Consider the following 14,597-nt stretch of genomic DNA (forward strand, 5'->3'; position numbering starts at 1 on the left):
CCGCTGGATGTGGTGGCCTGGCACGGCAATTACGCGGCCTGCAAATACGACCTGCGCACCTATGCGCCGGTGGGCGCGATCCTGTTCGACCATCCCGACCCGTCGATCTTCACCGTGCTGACGGCACCTTCTGGCCAGCCGGGCACCGCGAATATCGATTTCGTGCTGTTTCGCGAGCGCTGGATGGTGGCCGAGCATTCCTTCCGCCCGCCGTGGTATCACAAGAACATCATGTCCGAGCTGATGGGCAATATCCACGGCATCTATGACGCGAAGCCCAAGGGTTTCGTGCCGGGCGGGATGAGCCTGCACAACATGATGCTGCCGCACGGCCCCGACCGGGGCGCGTTCGAGCATGGCTCGACCGAGGCGATGGTGCCGGTGAAGCAGGACAACACCATGCAGTTCATGTTCGAGACCCGCTTCCCGCAGCACCTGACAGATTTCGCCGCCAACGAGGCGCCGTTGCAGGACGATTACATCGACTGCTGGGACAGCCTCGAGAAGACATTCGACGGCACGCCGGGGGTGAAATAGGTTTCGGGTTGAGAGGGGAGGCGCGGGGCGCTGCCCCGCACCCCGGCGTATTTCTGGAACAATGAAAGGCAGGCAATGGCCTTGATGCGAAGTTGGGTGGGAAGCGCGAATTCCGCCACTTGTGATTTTCCGCTAAACAATCTGGCGTTGGGGGTGTTCTCGGTCGGCGCGGAGGAGCCGCGCTGCGGGGTGGCGATCGGCGACCGGATCGTCGACGTGGCGGCGCTGGAGGAGGCGGGGCTTCTGGACCTGCCGGGCGGGCCGCTTCTCGACGTGCCGTTCTGGAACGAGCTGATGGAGGCGGGGCCGGAAGCCTGGGCCGCCTTCCGGGCGCGGATGGTGGAATTGCTGGCCGAGGGGGCCGATCCGGGGCCGCTGTTGCCGCATCTTTACGCGCAGGCGGACGCCGAGATGCACCTGCCCTTCCTGGTCTCGGAATACACCGATTTCTACGCCGGGCGGAACCATGCCTTCAACGTGGGCACGATGTTCCGCGGCCCCGACAACGCGCTGCCCCCGAACTGGCTGCACATGCCGATCGGCTACAATGGGCGCGCCTCGTCTATCGTCGTCTCGGGGACCGAGGTGCGCCGCCCCCTGGGTCAGTTGAAGCCGCCCCAGGCCGAGCGGCCCTATTTCGGAGCCTGCAAACGCTTTGATTTCGAGTTGGAGATGGGGGCGATCGTCGGCCAGGCCTCGGACGGGCCGGTCAGCGTGGCCGAGGCCGATGCGATGATCTTCGGCTATGTGCTGCTCAACGACTGGTCGGCGCGCGACATCCAGGCCTGGGAGTATCAGCCGCTGGGCCCATTCCAGGCCAAGGCCACCGCGACGACGATCGGCCCCTGGATCGTGATGGCCGCCGCGTTGCAGCCGTTCCGCGTGGCGGGACCGGCGCGGGAGGTGGAACTGCTGCCCTATCTGCGCGAGCCCGGGCCGATGCTTTACGACATCGCGTTGGAAGTGGCGCTAACGCCCGAGGGCGGCGCGGAAAGCGTGATCTCGCGCACCAATTACCGCGAGATGTATTATTCCTCGGCCCAGCAGCTGGCGCATCATACCAGTTCGGGCTGTCCGATGAATGTGGGCGATCTTCTGGGCTCGGGGACGATCTCGGGTCCGGTGCGGGAAAGCCGCGGCAGCCTGCTGGAGCTAAGCTGGGGCGGCAAGGAGCCGTTGGAGCTTGCCTCGGGCGGGGTGCGGAATTTTCTGGAAGATGGCGATACGCTGACCCTGCGTGGCGTGGCGCAGGGGCCGGGTTACCGGATCGGATTCGGGGAATGTTCGGGCAAGGTCGTGGCGGCGATGGCGCTGCCGGATTGGGCGAAATAGGGAGGACCACATGGCCAAGGCATTCGCGTCGCAAGGCGACCTGAGCGAGAAGAAGATCAGTTTCGACAAGGTGGGCGAAGGGCTTTACGCCTTCACCGCCGAGGGCGATCCGAACACCGGCGTCATCATCGGCGACGAGAGCGTGATGATCGTCGAGGCGCAGGCAACGCCGCGGCTCGCGCGCAAGGTGATCGACTGCGTGCGGGGCGTGACGGACAAGCCGATCAGCCATCTGGTGCTGACCCATTATCATGCGGTACGGGTCCTGGGCGCCAGCGCCTATGGGGCGGGCGAGATCATCATGTCCGATGCCGCCCGCGCCCAGGTGGTCGAGCGCGGCCAGGAGGATTGGGACAGCGAATTCGCCCGCTTCCCCCGCCTTTTCCAGGGTCATGAAGAGATCCCCGGCCTGACCTGGCCGACGATGACCTTCTCGGATGCGATGACTGTCTATCTGGGCAGGCGCCGCGTCGACATCCTGCATCCGGGCCGCGCCCATACCGCCGGCGACGCGGTGATCTGGGTGCCCGATCAGGAGGTGATGTTCACCGGCGACATCGTCGAATATCACTCGGCCTGCTATTGCGGCGACGGCCATTTCGCCGATTGGGGCGCGACGCTCGACACCATCGCGGCGTTCGAACCCGCCAGCATCGCGCCCGGCCGGGGCGACGCGCTGGTCGGCGCGGCGAAAGTGACCGAGGCGATCGAGAACACCCGCGATTTCGTCTATTCGACCTTCCGCCCCGCGGCCAGGGTGGCGGCGCGCGGCGGGTCTTTGAAAGAGGCCTGGGACGCGGTGCGCGCCGAATGCGACCCGAAATTCGCCGATTACGCGATCTACGAGCATTGCCTGCCGTTCAACGTGGCCCGCGCCTATGACGAGGCGCGCGGCATCGACACGCCGCGCATCTGGACCGCCCAGCGCGACAAGGAAATGTGGGAGGCGCTGCAAGGGTGAGCACCGGTCCGGCCTTCGGCCAGTAAACGCTCCGGTGGAGCGTTTGAGGCGCGAACGGGCGGAGCCCCGGACATGCCACGCCCGGCCCCCGGCGTGAGCGGGGTGGGCGTCTGCGGCACGCAGCGGGCGGAAACGGGGCCACCTCAGGAATTGCGCGTCCCTTGCAGTAGCGAATGATGCGTGGGGTCGAACGCTCTGTAGCCACCTGTTAAACAGCGGTTTCCGAAAAAACCATCGGGAGCGGCCCGCGACGGATGCCCGCTTAGCGGACGAAGCCCACGCGTCTCGGCACCATACGCAGATGAGCAAACGCCGGAGGAAGGCATGACGCGCGAAGAAACACCCAGTCGGCATGTCATTCTGTCTGGTTGCTCAGGCGGGGGCAAATCGACGCTACTGGCCGAACTGGGGCGGAGAGGTTTCGAGTTCATCGAGGAGCCAGGCCGAAGGATCGTCGCGGAGGAAATTCGCAGCGAAGGCAGCGCACTTCCATGGGTTGATCCCGAGGCGTTTGCCCGGAAGGCTTTCGACATGGCATCCCGTGATCGCGCGTGCGTGAAAGGTACGCAAGGCTGGGTCTTTTTTGACCGAGGGCTGATCGACGCTGCTATCGCGTTGGAGCACGCAACGGGAATTGCCGCCTCGCGGATTCTCGGCGGGCAGGATCCCTTTCATCGGCGGGTTTTCCTGACCCCGCCTTGGCCTGAAATCTACAAGCAGGACAACGAGCGGCGACACAATATGAAGGACGGCATCCTCGAATACCGTCGATTGCTCGCTGCCTTCGATCGGCTAGGATACGAAACTATCATATTGCCGAAGATCGATGTCGAGGCGCGGACGAATTTCGTTCTGGAACGTCTTTCCTGACCGTTCGGGCTCGAAACGCTCATCGCGCTTCAATCCTTCATGCTTCTCGCACCCGCCATTACTACAAAGGGCTGGCATGTGTTGCCCCCTCACTCCTTGCGCAAAGGATGGACCGTGCGGAAGCCCACCGCGAAGCGGTTCCAGGCGTTGATCGTGTTGATCACCAGCGTCAGATCCACCTGCTCCTGCGGGTCGAATTCCGCCGCCAGCGCCTCATAGGCGTCATCCGGCGCGCCCGTGGTCTCGATCCGGGTCAGCGCGTCGGCCCAGCCCAGCGCGGCGCGTTCGCGGGCATCGAAGACGGGGCTTTCCCACCAGGCGGCAAGCACGTCGAGCTTTTGCTGCGACACGCCCGCCGCGCGGGCATCGGGCGCGTGCATGTTCAGGCAGAAGGCGCAGCGGTTGATTTGCGACACCCGCATCCGGATCAACTCTCGCAGGTCCGGCGGGATAGTCAGCTGGGTGATCGCCACTTCCAGCGCGCGCATCGCGCTGATTGCCTTGGGCGATGCCTTGAAATAGGACAGTCTCTCGCTCATCGTCACGCCTCCCTTTACCGGAACTCTACACCGATCCGCTGGCGTATCTGAAGCCCGGATGCGACATGACGGCGGCGCGGGCGGCTAATCCTGGTAGGCCTGGACCTGCGCCACGATGACGGAATTCTCGGCCAGCGCGCGCTCCATCAGCGCGATTTCCTCATCGCCGATCTCCTCGCCCGCAGCGCGGCGGTCGGCCAGGGTGCCGTAGCCCGTGACATCCAGCGGTGCCATCTCGGCGGTCTTCAGAAGGGCCACGGTTTCGCGCACCGCCTCGGCCTCGTCGACGCCCGAGGCATAGCACAGCAGGCCCGCCCCGGTGGCACCGTCGGGCAGCCCGTCGCCGGGGGCGCGGCCGACCTCGACCAGCAGGGTAAAGACCTGCTGGGCGCGCCGGGGTTTGGCGGGTTTCTCTTCGGTCATCGGATCCCCCTAGCGCCGGATCGCGCGGAACACCGCAATCAGCAGCACCGCCCCCGCCACACCCACGACAAGCTGCGGCAGCCAGGCGTCGCGCGCGTAGATCCCGATCTGCGCCAGCAGCCAGTTCAACACCACCGCGCCGAGGATCCCCAGCGCGATATTGGCCAGCAGCCCGGTGCGCGCCTTCATCAGAGCCGAGGCGATCCAGCCCGCCAAGCCGCCGACCACGATCGATGCGAGAAGTCCCAATCCCATGCTCACCTCCCGCGTTGGTGGCGCCGCCGCCCTAGTCGCGCAGCAATTCGTTGATCGAGGTCTTCGAACGGGTCTGCGCATCCACCCGCTTCACGATCACCGCGCAATACAGGTTCACCCCGTTCTTCGACGGCATCGACCCCGAAACGACGACCGAACCCGCGGGCACCTCACCATACATCACCTCGCCGCTCTCGCGGTCGACGATCTTGGTGGACTGGCCGATATAGACGCCCATCCCCAGAACCGAGCCCTCGCGCACGATCACGCCCTCGACCACTTCCGACCGGGCCCCGATGAAGCAATTGTCCTCGATGATCGTGGGGCCGGCCTGCATCGGCTCCAACACGCCGCCGATGCCGACGCCGCCCGACAGATGCACGTTCTTGCCGATCTGCGCGCAGGATCCCACGGTCGCCCAGGTATCCACCATCGTGCCTTCGTCGACATAGGCGCCGAGGTTCACGAAGGACGGCATCAGCACCACGCCCTTGGCGATGAAGGCCGACCGGCGCACGACGCAGTTCGGCACCGCGCGGAAGCCCGCGGCGCGCCAGGCGGCCTCGTCCCAGCCGGCGAACTTGCTGTCCACCTTGTCCCACCAGCCGCCGCCCTGCGGGCCGCCGGACTGGATTTCCATGTCCTTGAGGCGAAAGCCCAGCAACACCGCCTTCTTGGCCCATTGGTTCACATGCCAACGGCCGTCGGCCCGGCGTTCGGCCACGCGCAGCGTGCCGCCGTCCAGCGCGCTCAGCGTCGCCTCGATGGCGTCGCGGGCCTCTCCCTTGGTTGCCGGGGTGATGCCGTCGCGGGCCTCCCACGCGGCTTCGATGGTGGCTTCCAATGCGGCGTTCGGCGTGGCGGTCATGGGGGCGTTCTCCGTGCGGGTCTGGCTCTCTTGCGGCGTTGGCTATAGACGAGGCGAAGGCCCCGCGCAATGCGGACCAGGGCCGCGACAGGGGAGGATCCACATGACCGACGAGCACCGCGTCAGCCAGTTTCGCGACGCAGGCGAGGATATCCGCCATGCCCGCGAGTCGCCCAATACCCCGCAGGGGCGCTCGTCCTCCTATCGGCTGGCCTATGCCGACAGCGATTTCCTGCTGCGCGACGACATGCGGCCAGTGCGCCTGATGCTGGAGCTGCAAAAGACCGAAACCCTGCTGGCAGAGCGCGACATCGAGTCGACGGTGATCCTGTTCGGATCGGCCCGTGTGCCGGCACCCGACGCCAAGCAGCCGCCCAAGCGCCCCTCGACCGCGCCCCTGACCCATTGGTACGAAGAGGCGCGGCGTTTCGCGCAATGCGTCACCCGGCGGTCCATGACCCACCAGAACCGTCAGTTCGTCATCTGCACCGGCGGCGGCCCGGGCATCATGGAGGCGGGAAATCGCGGCGCGCAGGACGTGGGCGGGATCTCGATCGGCCTCAACATCGTGCTCCCGCACGAGCAAGAGCCGAACCCCTATGTCACGCCCGATCTGTGCTTCAACTTCCACTATTTCGCGATCCGCAAGATGCACTTCCTGATGCGGGCGCGCACGGTGGCGGTGTTTCCCGGCGGCATGGGTACGCTGGACGAGATGTTCGAGGCCCTGACCCTGATCCAGACCGGACGGATGAAGCGCATCCCCTTCCTGCTGTTCAACCGCGCCTTCTGGCAGAAGCTGATCAACTGGGACGCGCTGGTCGAGGCCGGAACCATCGCGCCCGGGGATCTTGACCTCTTCACCTATGTCGAGACCGCCGAAGAGGCCCTGGCGGTGATGGACGGCTGGAACGGCGGGCAGGGCTGCTGAACGTCCCGACCGCCGCCGCGCCAGCCGATCCGGGCGCCTATCGGCGTGCGTGCAATGCGGCCCAGCTTGGCTGAAGATCCCCCGGCACGGGCCGCGCCGCATGGACCGCCCGGGCGATGGCGCGCGCAAGGCACGCGGCCGCGGCATGTCCCAGCACGAAGGGGTCGGCCAGCGGATCGGCCAGCGGCCTTGCCCCGGTCGCTGCGGCAAAGACCAGATCGCCGTCGAACGGCGAATGGCTGGGCACGATCGCCCGCGCCATGCCGTCATGGGCCGCGGTCGCCAACCGCTGGCACTGCGCCTGGCTCAGCGCCGCGTCGGTCGCGACGATGGCGATGGTGGTGGCCTCGCCCATGCGCTTCACCGGCTGCGGCTCTTGCGCGGCGGGATAGGCGGATGCCGGCCCCAGCCCGCCGAACTCGGCTTCCAATTCCCAGGGCGCGGCCCAGAAATGCGGCCCCTCGCCCACGGTGACCGACCCCACCGCGTTCACCGCCACCAATGCGCCCACCGTGATCCCGTTCCCCAGCACCGCCGAGGCCGATCCCAGCCCGCCCTTCAACACCGCCGTCGTGGCCCCGAACCCCGCGCCCGCGCTGCCCAGCGCGAAATCCTCCTCCGCCGCCGCCAACGCCGCCCGGCCCAGCCCCTTGTAGGGGTTCTCGCCCCAGGCCTTGTCGCCGCCATTGGTCAGATCAAAGAGGATCGCCCCGGGCACGATCGGCACCCGCTGATCACCCACCTGGAACCCGCGCCCCATGGCGCGCAGCCCGTCGGCCACGCCCGAGGCCGCATCCAGCCCGAAGGCGGATCCCCCCGAAAGCACCAGCGCATCGACCTCCTGCACCAGCTTGTCGGGCGCCAGCAGATCGGTCTCGCGCGTGCCGGGCGCACCGCCCATCACATGTACGGCTGCCGTGAACGGCGCCGCGCCTAGCAGCACGGTGGCGCCGGTCTTCACCCGCGCGTCCTCGGCATTGCCGACCCGCAACCCGGCGACATCGGTGATCAGGTTGCGCGGCCCCGGGCGCATCAGATCCTCGGCTTCGCGGACGCGGTGGTCGGGTCGCCGGTGTTCGGCGTCCCCTTCGGCTCTATCAGCAGCAGCTTCGCCTCCTTCGCGGCGCGCGGCCGATGGATCACCCCCGCCGGCACGACGAACAACTCCCCCTCCCGCAGCACCACCGTCTCGTCGCCCACGTCCAGCTCGATCTCGCCCTCCAAGACAAGGAAGAAATCGTCGGTGTCGGGATGGGAATGCAGCGGAAACTCGCCCTGCACCTTCACCACCATGATGTCGTTGCCATTGAACCCCGCCACCACATGCGGATCCCAGTGGCTGTCGAACATTGCCAGCTTCCCGGCCAGGTTCACCGCTTCCATGCCTTGCCCTTTCATTGTTCCCAAAATACGCACGCGGCCTCAGATACAGCGACCGCCATCCACCTCCATCGCGACGCCGGTCACCATGCTCGCCTCGTCCGAACACAGATACAGCGCCGCATGGCCCATGTCCTCGGGCGTCGAGAACCGGCCCAGCGGAATAGTCGCCAAGAACTTCGCCCGCATCTCGGGCGTGTCTTCGCCCAGGAAGCTTTTCAAAAGCGGCGTCTCGCCCGCCACCGGATTGAGCGCGTTCACCCGCACCCCGAAGGGCGCCAGCTCCACCGCCATCGCCTTGGTCGCGGTGATCATCCAGCCCTTCGAGGCATTGTACCAGCTCAGCCGCGGTCGCGGGCTGACCCCGGCGGTCGAGGCGATGTTCAGAATCGCCCCCGCCCCCGCCGCCTTCATCGCCGGAACGAACGCCCGCGCGGTCAGATAGACGGCCTTCACATTGACGCCCAGGATGCGGTCGAAATCGACCTCGCTCACCTCCTCCAGCGCCGCCGGCAGATGGGTGACGCCTGCATTGTTGACCAGGATATCCACCCGGCCGAAGGCCGCCTGTGCCGCCTCGGCCATCGCCGCGACGCTGTCACCCCGCGCCACATCCACGACCTGCGCCACGCCGCCGATCTCGTCGGCCACCTGGCGCGCGGCGGCCTCGTTGATATCGGCCACCATGACCTTCGCACCCTCGCGCGCGAAGGCCCGCGCGATCCCCGCGCCAAAGCCCGATCCCGCCCCGGTCACCACCGCCGATTTGCCCGCAAGTCTCATCGCCATCCTCCTAGCCGTGATGCGCCGCGACCGTCTTGAGGGTCGAGAAGCCGTAAAGCGCCTCGAACCCCTTCTCGCGGCCATGGCCCGATTTTCCGGTGCCGCCGAAGGGCAGTTCCACCCCGCCGCCGGCGCCGTAATTGTTGACAAACACCTGCCCCGCTCGCAGCCGCTTCGCCAGCCGCATCTGGCGGCCGCCGTTCTCGGACCAGATGCTTGCCACCAGCCCGTAATCGGTGCCGTTGGCGATCGCCACGGCCTCTTCCTCATCCTCGAACGGAAGGATCACCTGCGCCGGGCCGAATATCTCGTCCTGCGCCAGCCTGTGATCGGGCGACAGCCCCGCCATCAGCGTGGGCGCAACGTAATGCCCGCCCGCCGGCGCATCGCCCGCGATCTGGCCTCGCGCCACCACCTCGGCGCCCGAAGCCATCGCCAGAAAGCCCTCGACGATCTCTTTCTGCCGCGCCGAGATCAGCGGCCCCACATCCAGATCCGCCCGCGCGGGCCCCACCTTCAGCGCCGCGTAGCGTTGCGCCATCCGCGCCACGACCCGATCGTAAAGCGGCCGCTCGACCAGGATCCGGGACGAGGCCGAACAGGTCTGCCCCGCGTTCTGGATGCCCGCGTTCACCAGAAACGGCAGCGCCTTGTCCAGATCGGCATCGGCAAAGACGACCTGCGGGCTCTTGCCGCCCAGTTCCAGCGTCACCGGCACAATGTTCTCGGCCGCCGCCACCTGCACCAGCCGCCCCACGCCGACCGAGCCGGTGAAACTGATATGGTTGACGCCGGGATGCGCGGTCAGCGCCGCGCCGGCTTCCTCTCCCAGCCCCGGCACCACGTTCAGCGCGCCGGGCGGAAGGCCCGCCGCCTCGGCCAGCCGGGCGAAGGCAAGCGCGGTCAGGCAGGCCTCTTCGGCCGGTTTCAGCACGCAGGCATTGCCCATCGCCAGCGCCGCACCCACCGAGCGCCCGATGATCTGCATCGGGTAGTTCCAGGGCACGATATGGCCGGTCACGCCATGGGGTTCGCGCAGCGTGTAGACGGTGTAGCCCTCCAGATAGGGGATCGTCTCGCCCATCACCTTGTCGGCGGCACCGGCGTAGAATTCCATGTAGCGCGCCAGCGCCAGCGCGTCGGCCTTCGCCTGTTTCAGCGGCTTGCCCACGTCCGAGGCCTCCAGCGCCGCCAGATCGTCCGCCCGCGCCAGCACCATCTGCCCGATCCGCGCAAGGATCCGGCCGCGTTCGGCCGCCGTCGTGCGGCCCCAGGCGCCGTCCAGCGCGACCCGCGCGGCCCGCACCGCCGCGTCGATCTCGGCCGCGCCGCCGCGCGCGATGCGCCCGATCCCGGCCCCGGTCGAGGGGTCCTCGAGCGGCAGATGCGCGTCCACGTCGCGCCAGACCCCGCCGATGAATACCTGCGCCGGATCGAACCAAAGCTCGCCCAGGCGGTCTGCTACTGTATCCATGATCTCCTCCCCTCCGCCGGGCACGGTAAAGGCCCGCCATCCGCCGCCCAGATCCCTGGCGGCAAAGCCCGCCGCCCGCAGCGTCCGGTCCCAGAAACGCGCAGCCCCAGGCACCGCCTTCAGCCGCCAGCGCCCGGGAAAGCGCGCGAACACCGCCCGCGCCGCCGCCGCGCCCAGACCCCGGTTGCGATGCGCCGGCAGGACCGAGAATTCGGCCAGTTCAACAAACCCCTCCGCATCGCGGCGCACAAGGGCGAATCCCACCGTCGCTTCGTCCGCCCGGATCAGAAACGGCCAGCGCCCCGCCTCGCGCCAGTAAAGCGGCACGGAACCGCGCGCGATCGGCGCCTCCAGCCCCATCTCGTCAAGGTAGTCGGCCACCATCCGGCGGATCAGCGGCTGTTGCGCCGCCGCGGCGGGAAGCAGCCGGACCTCAGCCATCGATCCAGCCCTCGGGAATGCGCGGCGTCGCGGAAAGCAGCGCCCGCGTGTAGGGATGGGTGGGCGCGTTGAAGACGGCCTCGGTCCGGCCTTCCTCGACGATCTCGCCCGCGCGCATCACCAGCACCCGGTCGGTCACCGCGCGCACGACCGACAGATCGTGGCTGATGAACAGATAGGACAACCCGAAGCGGCCCTGCAGATCGGCCAGCAGATCGAGGATCTGGGCGCGCACCCGCACGTCGAGCGCCGACACGGCCTCGTCCAGCACGATCAGTTCGGGGCGGATGATCAGCGCGCGGGCGATGGCGATGCGCTGGCGCTGGCCGCCGGAGAATTCGTGAATGTACTTGTCGGCGTCCGCAGACGCCAAGCCCACGGCGGCCAGCGCCTCGGCCACGCGGTCGCGCTGTTCAGCCTGCGGCGCGGGGGCCAGGTGGAAGGGTTCGGCCACCAGCCGCGCGACCTTGTGGCGGGGATCGAAACTGCCGTAGGGGTCCTGGAACACCACCTGAACGCCCGCGCGCTGCGCCCGGGGCATGTTGGGCCCGACCGGCGCGCCCTTCAGCAGGATCTCTCCGCCCTGCAGCGGATCAAGGCCAAGGATCGCGCGCGTCAGCGTCGATTTCCCGCACCCGGATTCGCCCACGAGGCCAAGGCTTTCGCCGGCGTGAAGGGTAAAGCTGACATCCTTCACCGCGGTCAGCTTCGGCGAAGCGGCAAAGGGCGAGGGCCGGGGCAGCAGATAGTCGCGCCGCGCCGCGCGGACCTGCAGCAGCGGGGCCTCCGTTGCCTGCGCGGCACGGTCGGGCTGATGCGAGGAGGCGGCGAACAGGCGCCTTGTGTAGTCATGCGCGCGGGTGCGAAACACCGCCTCGGTGCGCCCGGCCTCGACGATGCGGCCGCGTTCCATCACCGCGACATGATCGGCCACGCCCGCCACCACGGCCAGATCGTGGGTGATCAGCATCAGCGCCATGTCCTCTTCCGCGACAAGGCCCTTGAGCAGATCCAGAATCCCCGCCTGCGTGGTCACGTCCAGCGCGGTCGTTGGTTCATCCGCGATCAAGAGCTTGGGGCGCAAAGCCACCGCCATGGCGATGCAGACGCGCTGACGCTGGCCGCCCGACAGTTCATGCGGGAACCGGGTCAGCGGAAAGCGGCCGGCCGTCAGGCCCACGCGATCAAGCTTTTCGCGCGCCACGCGCAGGGCTTCGCGTCGTGTGGCGGCGCCGTGGATCACCAGCGTCTCGGCCACCTGGTCGCCGATCGTGCGCATCGGGTTCAGCGCGGTCATCGGCTCTTGAAAGATCATGCCGATCTCGTTGCCGCGCAGGGCGCACATGCGCCGCTCGGACAGCGACAGAAGATCGGTGCCGTCCAGATCCGCGCGCCCCGCCGCCAGGGCGCCGTGGGGCAGCAGCTGCATCAGCGCCAGCGCCGTCATGGATTTGCCCGATCCGCTTTCGCCCACCAGGCCGAAGACCTCGCCCCGGGCGACGTCGAAGGAAACGCCCTGCAGGATCGGGGTCCGGCCGATCTGCAGGCTCAGGTCGCGGACGGAAAGCAGGGTCATTTGCGGCGCAGCCTCGGGTCCAGCAGATCGCGCAACCCGTCGCCGATCAGGTTCAGGCCCAGAACGGTTGCCACGATGGCAAGGCCCGGAAAGACCGCAAGCAGCGGCGCGGTGTAGATCATCGTCTGGCTGTCGGCGAGCATCCGGCCCCAGCTGGGCGTCGGCGGCTGCGCGCCCAGGCCCACATAGCTAAGCCCCGCCTCGGCCAGAATGCCCAGGCTGAACTGGATCGTCCCCTGCACGATCAGCAGGTTGGCGATATTGGGCAGGACATGCTCGGCCGAGATCCGCGCCCCGCCCTTGCCCGCCACCTGAGCCGCGCGGATGTAATCCAGTGTCCACAGCGACAGCGCCCCGCCCCGGGTGACACGGGCGAAGACCGGGATGTTGAAGATGCCGATGGCGAGGATCGCGTTGAAGGCGCCGGGGCCGAGGATCGCGGTGATCAGGATGGCGATGACCAGGCTGGGGAAGGCAAAGATCAGGTCATTGCCGCGCATGATCACCTCATCCACCAGGCTGCCGCGCCGTGCCGCGGCCCACAGCCCCAGCGGCACGCCCCCGCTGATGCCGATCCCCATCGCCACCAGCGCCACCGCGATCGAGGTGCGCCCCCCCACCATCAGCTGCGAAAGCACGTCGCGGCCATAGGTGTCGGTGCCCAGCCAATGCGCCGGGCCGGGCGGGGTCAGCTTCGCGGCGATGTCCATTGCGGCCATCGGATAGGGTGTCCAGACGAACGACACCAGCGCAAGCCCCAGAAAGAAGGCAGTCAGCGCGGCGCCCAGGATCAGCGTCAGCGGCAGCCTCATGCGCGGCTCCTCAGGCGCGGGTCGACGGCGGCATAGGCGAGATCGGTGACGAAGTTCACCACGATCACCGCCGCGACCAGCAGCATCACCACCGATTGCACGACGATCAGGTCGCGCTGGGTGATAGCCTGGAAGATCAGCCGTCCCAGGCCGGGCAGATAGAACACGTTCTCGATGATGATCGCGCCGGCCAGCAGGAACGAGAATTGCAGCCCCAGGATCGTCAGCACCGGGATCAGCGCGTTGCGCACCGCATGGTGCCGGATCGCCTGGGCGCGGGTCAGCCCCTTGGCGCGGGCGGTGCGCAGATAATCCTGATGCAGCGCCTCGATCAGCGACGACCGCATCACCCGCGCCAGGATCGAGGCCTGCGGCAGCGCCAGCGCGATCGCGGGCAGCGTCAGCGCCTTCAGGTTGGGCCAGATCCCTTCCGACCAGCCCGGAAATCCCCCGGACGAGACCCAGCGCAGCTGCACCGCGAAAACCAACACCAGAAGCATCGCGAACCAGAAGTTCGGCACCGCGATGCCCAGTTGGGTGACGCCCATCACCGTCACATCCGCCGCCCGCCCGCGGCGCGCGGCGGCCAGGATGCCGGCGGGCAGCGCGATCGCCACCGTCAGCAGCATGGCATAAAGCGTCAGCGGCACCGAAATCTGCGCACGCTGCGCGATCAGGTCCGCGACCGGCGTGCGATAGGTGTAGGAGATGCCGAAATCACCATGCAGCATCCCCGCGACCCAGTGCAGATACCGGATCGGCGCGGGGCCGGTCAGCCCCAGCTGTTCGCGCAGCGCCGCCACCGTGTCGGGGCTGGCGTTCAGCCCCAGCATGAAGCTGGCCGGATCGCCCGGCAGCACCTGAAGCACCGCGAAGATCACGATGCTGGCCAGCACCAGGCTCAGCGCCAGCGAGATCAGCCGTGAGATCAGGTAGCGCAGCATCGTCAGCCCCTTGGTCGGCGCGAGCCTAAGCGTCGGCACCGAAGGGGTAAAGAGGGGCAGGAGCAGGCGAGATCAAGCCGAGTTTCCTGGTGCGAGTTCCGTTCCCGACACTTTTCCGGGTTCCGCAGCATCACAGGGAGCCATGCTCTTTTTGCCAACGGTGGTCCAAAAACACTTGGCATAGAAGGCATACACTTCTGCGGCCTCGCTCAGATCACATGCTACTCCTTGAACCAGACTCATAAGACCATTGACCAATACAGAAGTCTCGCGAAAGAAGTCCTCCACCGCTTGGTCAAAATCCTCACTCGACGGAATAGGTACCGGCCTCACTTGCCGATGCGCAAGTTGCGTGTCGCGAAGACGTTTCGCCCGCTGAGCTACCCCCCGAAATTCGGACACTGACATAAGCTACGATTTGCAGTCTGCTGATCTTCGACGAGAAGGAGATCAGAGATGTCGAAACGCAAG

16 protein-coding genes and 1 pseudogene are annotated in these 14,597 nt (G+C 67.4%); 5 read left to right on the forward strand and 12 right to left on the reverse strand.

The features are described 5' to 3' along the window. The 4 genes from BLV97_RS19565 to BLV97_RS19580 form a co-directional block, all read left to right on the forward strand. Positions 1-537 (forward strand): homogentisate 1,2-dioxygenase domain-containing protein (locus BLV97_RS19565; RefSeq protein WP_143037589.1); only part of this gene is annotated, 537 nt, incomplete at its 5' end. Positions 538-612: 75 nt separating this feature from the next. Then, the gene (gene fahA / locus BLV97_RS19570; protein WP_092164209.1) at positions 613-1,869 is read left to right on the forward strand and encodes a fumarylacetoacetase; all 1,257 of its coding nucleotides are present in this window, start codon (positions 613-615) and stop codon (positions 1,867-1,869) included. Between the two features lie 10 nt (positions 1,870-1,879). After that, positions 1,880-2,830 (forward strand): MBL fold metallo-hydrolase, encoded by a 951-nt coding sequence (locus tag BLV97_RS19575; protein ID WP_035840609.1) that lies wholly within the window; start codon positions 1,880-1,882, stop codon positions 2,828-2,830. Positions 2,831-3,154: 324 nt separating this feature from the next. Next, complete coding sequence (locus BLV97_RS19580) at positions 3,155-3,700, forward strand: AAA family ATPase (RefSeq protein WP_035840612.1); 546 nt, start codon at positions 3,155-3,157, stop codon at positions 3,698-3,700. An 89-nt stretch (positions 3,701-3,789) separates the two neighbouring features. On the opposite strand, the gene BLV97_RS19585 is transcribed toward BLV97_RS19580, so the two are convergent. The 4 genes from BLV97_RS19585 to dapD form a co-directional block, all read right to left on the reverse strand. Next, entirely contained in the window at positions 3,790-4,239 is a 450-nt protein-coding gene (locus BLV97_RS19585) for a carboxymuconolactone decarboxylase family protein (protein ID WP_035840615.1), read from the reverse strand. Between the two features lie 84 nt (positions 4,240-4,323). After that, on the reverse strand, positions 4,324-4,662 hold the full coding sequence (locus BLV97_RS19590; RefSeq protein WP_035840617.1) for a hypothetical protein: 339 nt from the start codon (positions 4,660-4,662) through the stop codon (positions 4,324-4,326). 9 nt (positions 4,663-4,671) lie between these two features. Further along, the gene (locus tag BLV97_RS19595) at positions 4,672-4,917 is read right to left on the reverse strand and encodes a GlsB/YeaQ/YmgE family stress response membrane protein (RefSeq protein WP_035840619.1); all 246 of its coding nucleotides are present in this window, start codon (positions 4,915-4,917) and stop codon (positions 4,672-4,674) included. 31 nt (positions 4,918-4,948) lie between these two features. After that, the gene (dapD, locus tag BLV97_RS19600) at positions 4,949-5,785 is read right to left on the reverse strand and encodes a 2,3,4,5-tetrahydropyridine-2,6-dicarboxylate N-succinyltransferase (RefSeq protein ID WP_035840622.1); all 837 of its coding nucleotides are present in this window, start codon (positions 5,783-5,785) and stop codon (positions 4,949-4,951) included. A gap of 103 nt (positions 5,786-5,888) precedes the next feature. On the opposite strand from dapD, the gene BLV97_RS19605 reads away from it, so the two are divergent. Then, positions 5,889-6,716: an LOG family protein gene (locus BLV97_RS19605; RefSeq protein WP_035840625.1), complete on the forward strand. Its 828-nt coding sequence runs from the start codon at positions 5,889-5,891 to the stop codon at positions 6,714-6,716. Between the two features lie 37 nt (positions 6,717-6,753). On the opposite strand, the gene BLV97_RS19610 is transcribed toward BLV97_RS19605, so the two are convergent. The 8 genes and pseudogenes from BLV97_RS19610 to BLV97_RS19640 form a co-directional block, all read right to left on the reverse strand. Beyond that, a complete protein-coding gene (locus BLV97_RS19610) occupies positions 6,754-7,749 on the reverse strand; it encodes a P1 family peptidase (protein ID WP_035840628.1) in 996 nt (331 codons plus the stop codon). Further along, the gene (locus BLV97_RS19615; protein ID WP_035840632.1) at positions 7,749-8,099 is read right to left on the reverse strand and encodes a cupin domain-containing protein; all 351 of its coding nucleotides are present in this window, start codon (positions 8,097-8,099) and stop codon (positions 7,749-7,751) included. The genes BLV97_RS19610 and BLV97_RS19615 overlap by 1 nt, the downstream gene beginning before the upstream one ends. 39 nt (positions 8,100-8,138) lie before the next feature. Next, positions 8,139-8,879 carry a glucose 1-dehydrogenase gene (locus tag BLV97_RS19620; protein WP_035840635.1) on the reverse strand — a complete coding sequence of 247 codons (741 nt, stop codon included), beginning with the start codon at positions 8,877-8,879 and terminating at the stop codon, positions 8,139-8,141. 10 nt (positions 8,880-8,889) lie between these two features. Beyond that, complete coding sequence (locus BLV97_RS19625) at positions 8,890-10,353, reverse strand: aldehyde dehydrogenase family protein (RefSeq protein WP_035840638.1); 1,464 nt, start codon at positions 10,351-10,353, stop codon at positions 8,890-8,892. Positions 10,354-10,476: 123 nt separating this feature from the next. After that, positions 10,477-10,794: pseudogene (locus tag BLV97_RS21685) on the reverse strand (GNAT family N-acetyltransferase); the annotation flags it as partial. Then, positions 10,787-12,370 carry an ABC transporter ATP-binding protein gene (locus BLV97_RS19630; protein ID WP_092164210.1) on the reverse strand — a complete coding sequence of 528 codons (1,584 nt, stop codon included), beginning with the start codon at positions 12,368-12,370 and terminating at the stop codon, positions 10,787-10,789. The gene BLV97_RS19630 and the pseudogene BLV97_RS21685, both read right to left, overlap by 8 nt. Next, the gene (locus BLV97_RS19635; RefSeq protein WP_092164211.1) at positions 12,367-13,176 is read right to left on the reverse strand and encodes an ABC transporter permease; all 810 of its coding nucleotides are present in this window, start codon (positions 13,174-13,176) and stop codon (positions 12,367-12,369) included. The genes BLV97_RS19630 and BLV97_RS19635 overlap by 4 nt, the downstream gene beginning before the upstream one ends. Before the next feature lie 2 nt (positions 13,177-13,178). Then, positions 13,179-14,126 carry an ABC transporter permease gene (locus BLV97_RS19640; protein ID WP_035840663.1) on the reverse strand — a complete coding sequence of 316 codons (948 nt, stop codon included), beginning with the start codon at positions 14,124-14,126 and terminating at the stop codon, positions 13,179-13,181. Between the last annotated feature and the right edge of the window lie 471 nt (positions 14,127-14,597).

The organism is Allgaiera indica, assembly GCF_900106675.1.
GTDB classification, from domain to species: Bacteria; Pseudomonadota; Alphaproteobacteria; order Rhodobacterales; family Rhodobacteraceae; genus Acidimangrovimonas; species Acidimangrovimonas indica.

Coding starts and splice junctions, on each gene's coding strand:
- dapD (WP_035840622.1), bottom strand. CDS start 5,785: ATGACCGCCACGCCGAACGCCGCATTGGAAGCCACCATCGAAGCCGCG.
- BLV97_RS19620 (WP_035840635.1), bottom strand. CDS start 8,879: ATGAGACTTGCGGGCAAATCGGCGGTGGTGACCGGGGCGGGATCGGGC.
- BLV97_RS19585 (WP_035840615.1), bottom strand. CDS start 4,239: ATGAGCGAGAGACTGTCCTATTTCAAGGCATCGCCCAAGGCAATCAGC.
- fahA (WP_092164209.1), top strand. CDS start 613: ATGGCCTTGATGCGAAGTTGGGTGGGAAGCGCGAATTCCGCCACTTGT.
- BLV97_RS19580 (WP_035840612.1), top strand. CDS start 3,155: ATGACGCGCGAAGAAACACCCAGTCGGCATGTCATTCTGTCTGGTTGC.
- BLV97_RS19595 (WP_035840619.1), bottom strand. CDS start 4,917: ATGGGATTGGGACTTCTCGCATCGATCGTGGTCGGCGGCTTGGCGGGC.
- BLV97_RS19640 (WP_035840663.1), bottom strand. CDS start 14,126: ATGCTGCGCTACCTGATCTCACGGCTGATCTCGCTGGCGCTGAGCCTG.
- BLV97_RS19605 (WP_035840625.1), top strand. CDS start 5,889: ATGACCGACGAGCACCGCGTCAGCCAGTTTCGCGACGCAGGCGAGGAT.
- BLV97_RS19615 (WP_035840632.1), bottom strand. CDS start 8,099: ATGGAAGCGGTGAACCTGGCCGGGAAGCTGGCAATGTTCGACAGCCAC.
- BLV97_RS19625 (WP_035840638.1), bottom strand. CDS start 10,353: ATGGATACAGTAGCAGACCGCCTGGGCGAGCTTTGGTTCGATCCGGCG.
- BLV97_RS19630 (WP_092164210.1), bottom strand. CDS start 12,370: ATGACCCTGCTTTCCGTCCGCGACCTGAGCCTGCAGATCGGCCGGACC.
- BLV97_RS19590 (WP_035840617.1), bottom strand. CDS start 4,662: ATGACCGAAGAGAAACCCGCCAAACCCCGGCGCGCCCAGCAGGTCTTT.
- BLV97_RS19575 (WP_035840609.1), top strand. CDS start 1,880: ATGGCCAAGGCATTCGCGTCGCAAGGCGACCTGAGCGAGAAGAAGATC.
- BLV97_RS19610 (WP_035840628.1), bottom strand. CDS start 7,749: ATGCGCCCGGGGCCGCGCAACCTGATCACCGATGTCGCCGGGTTGCGG.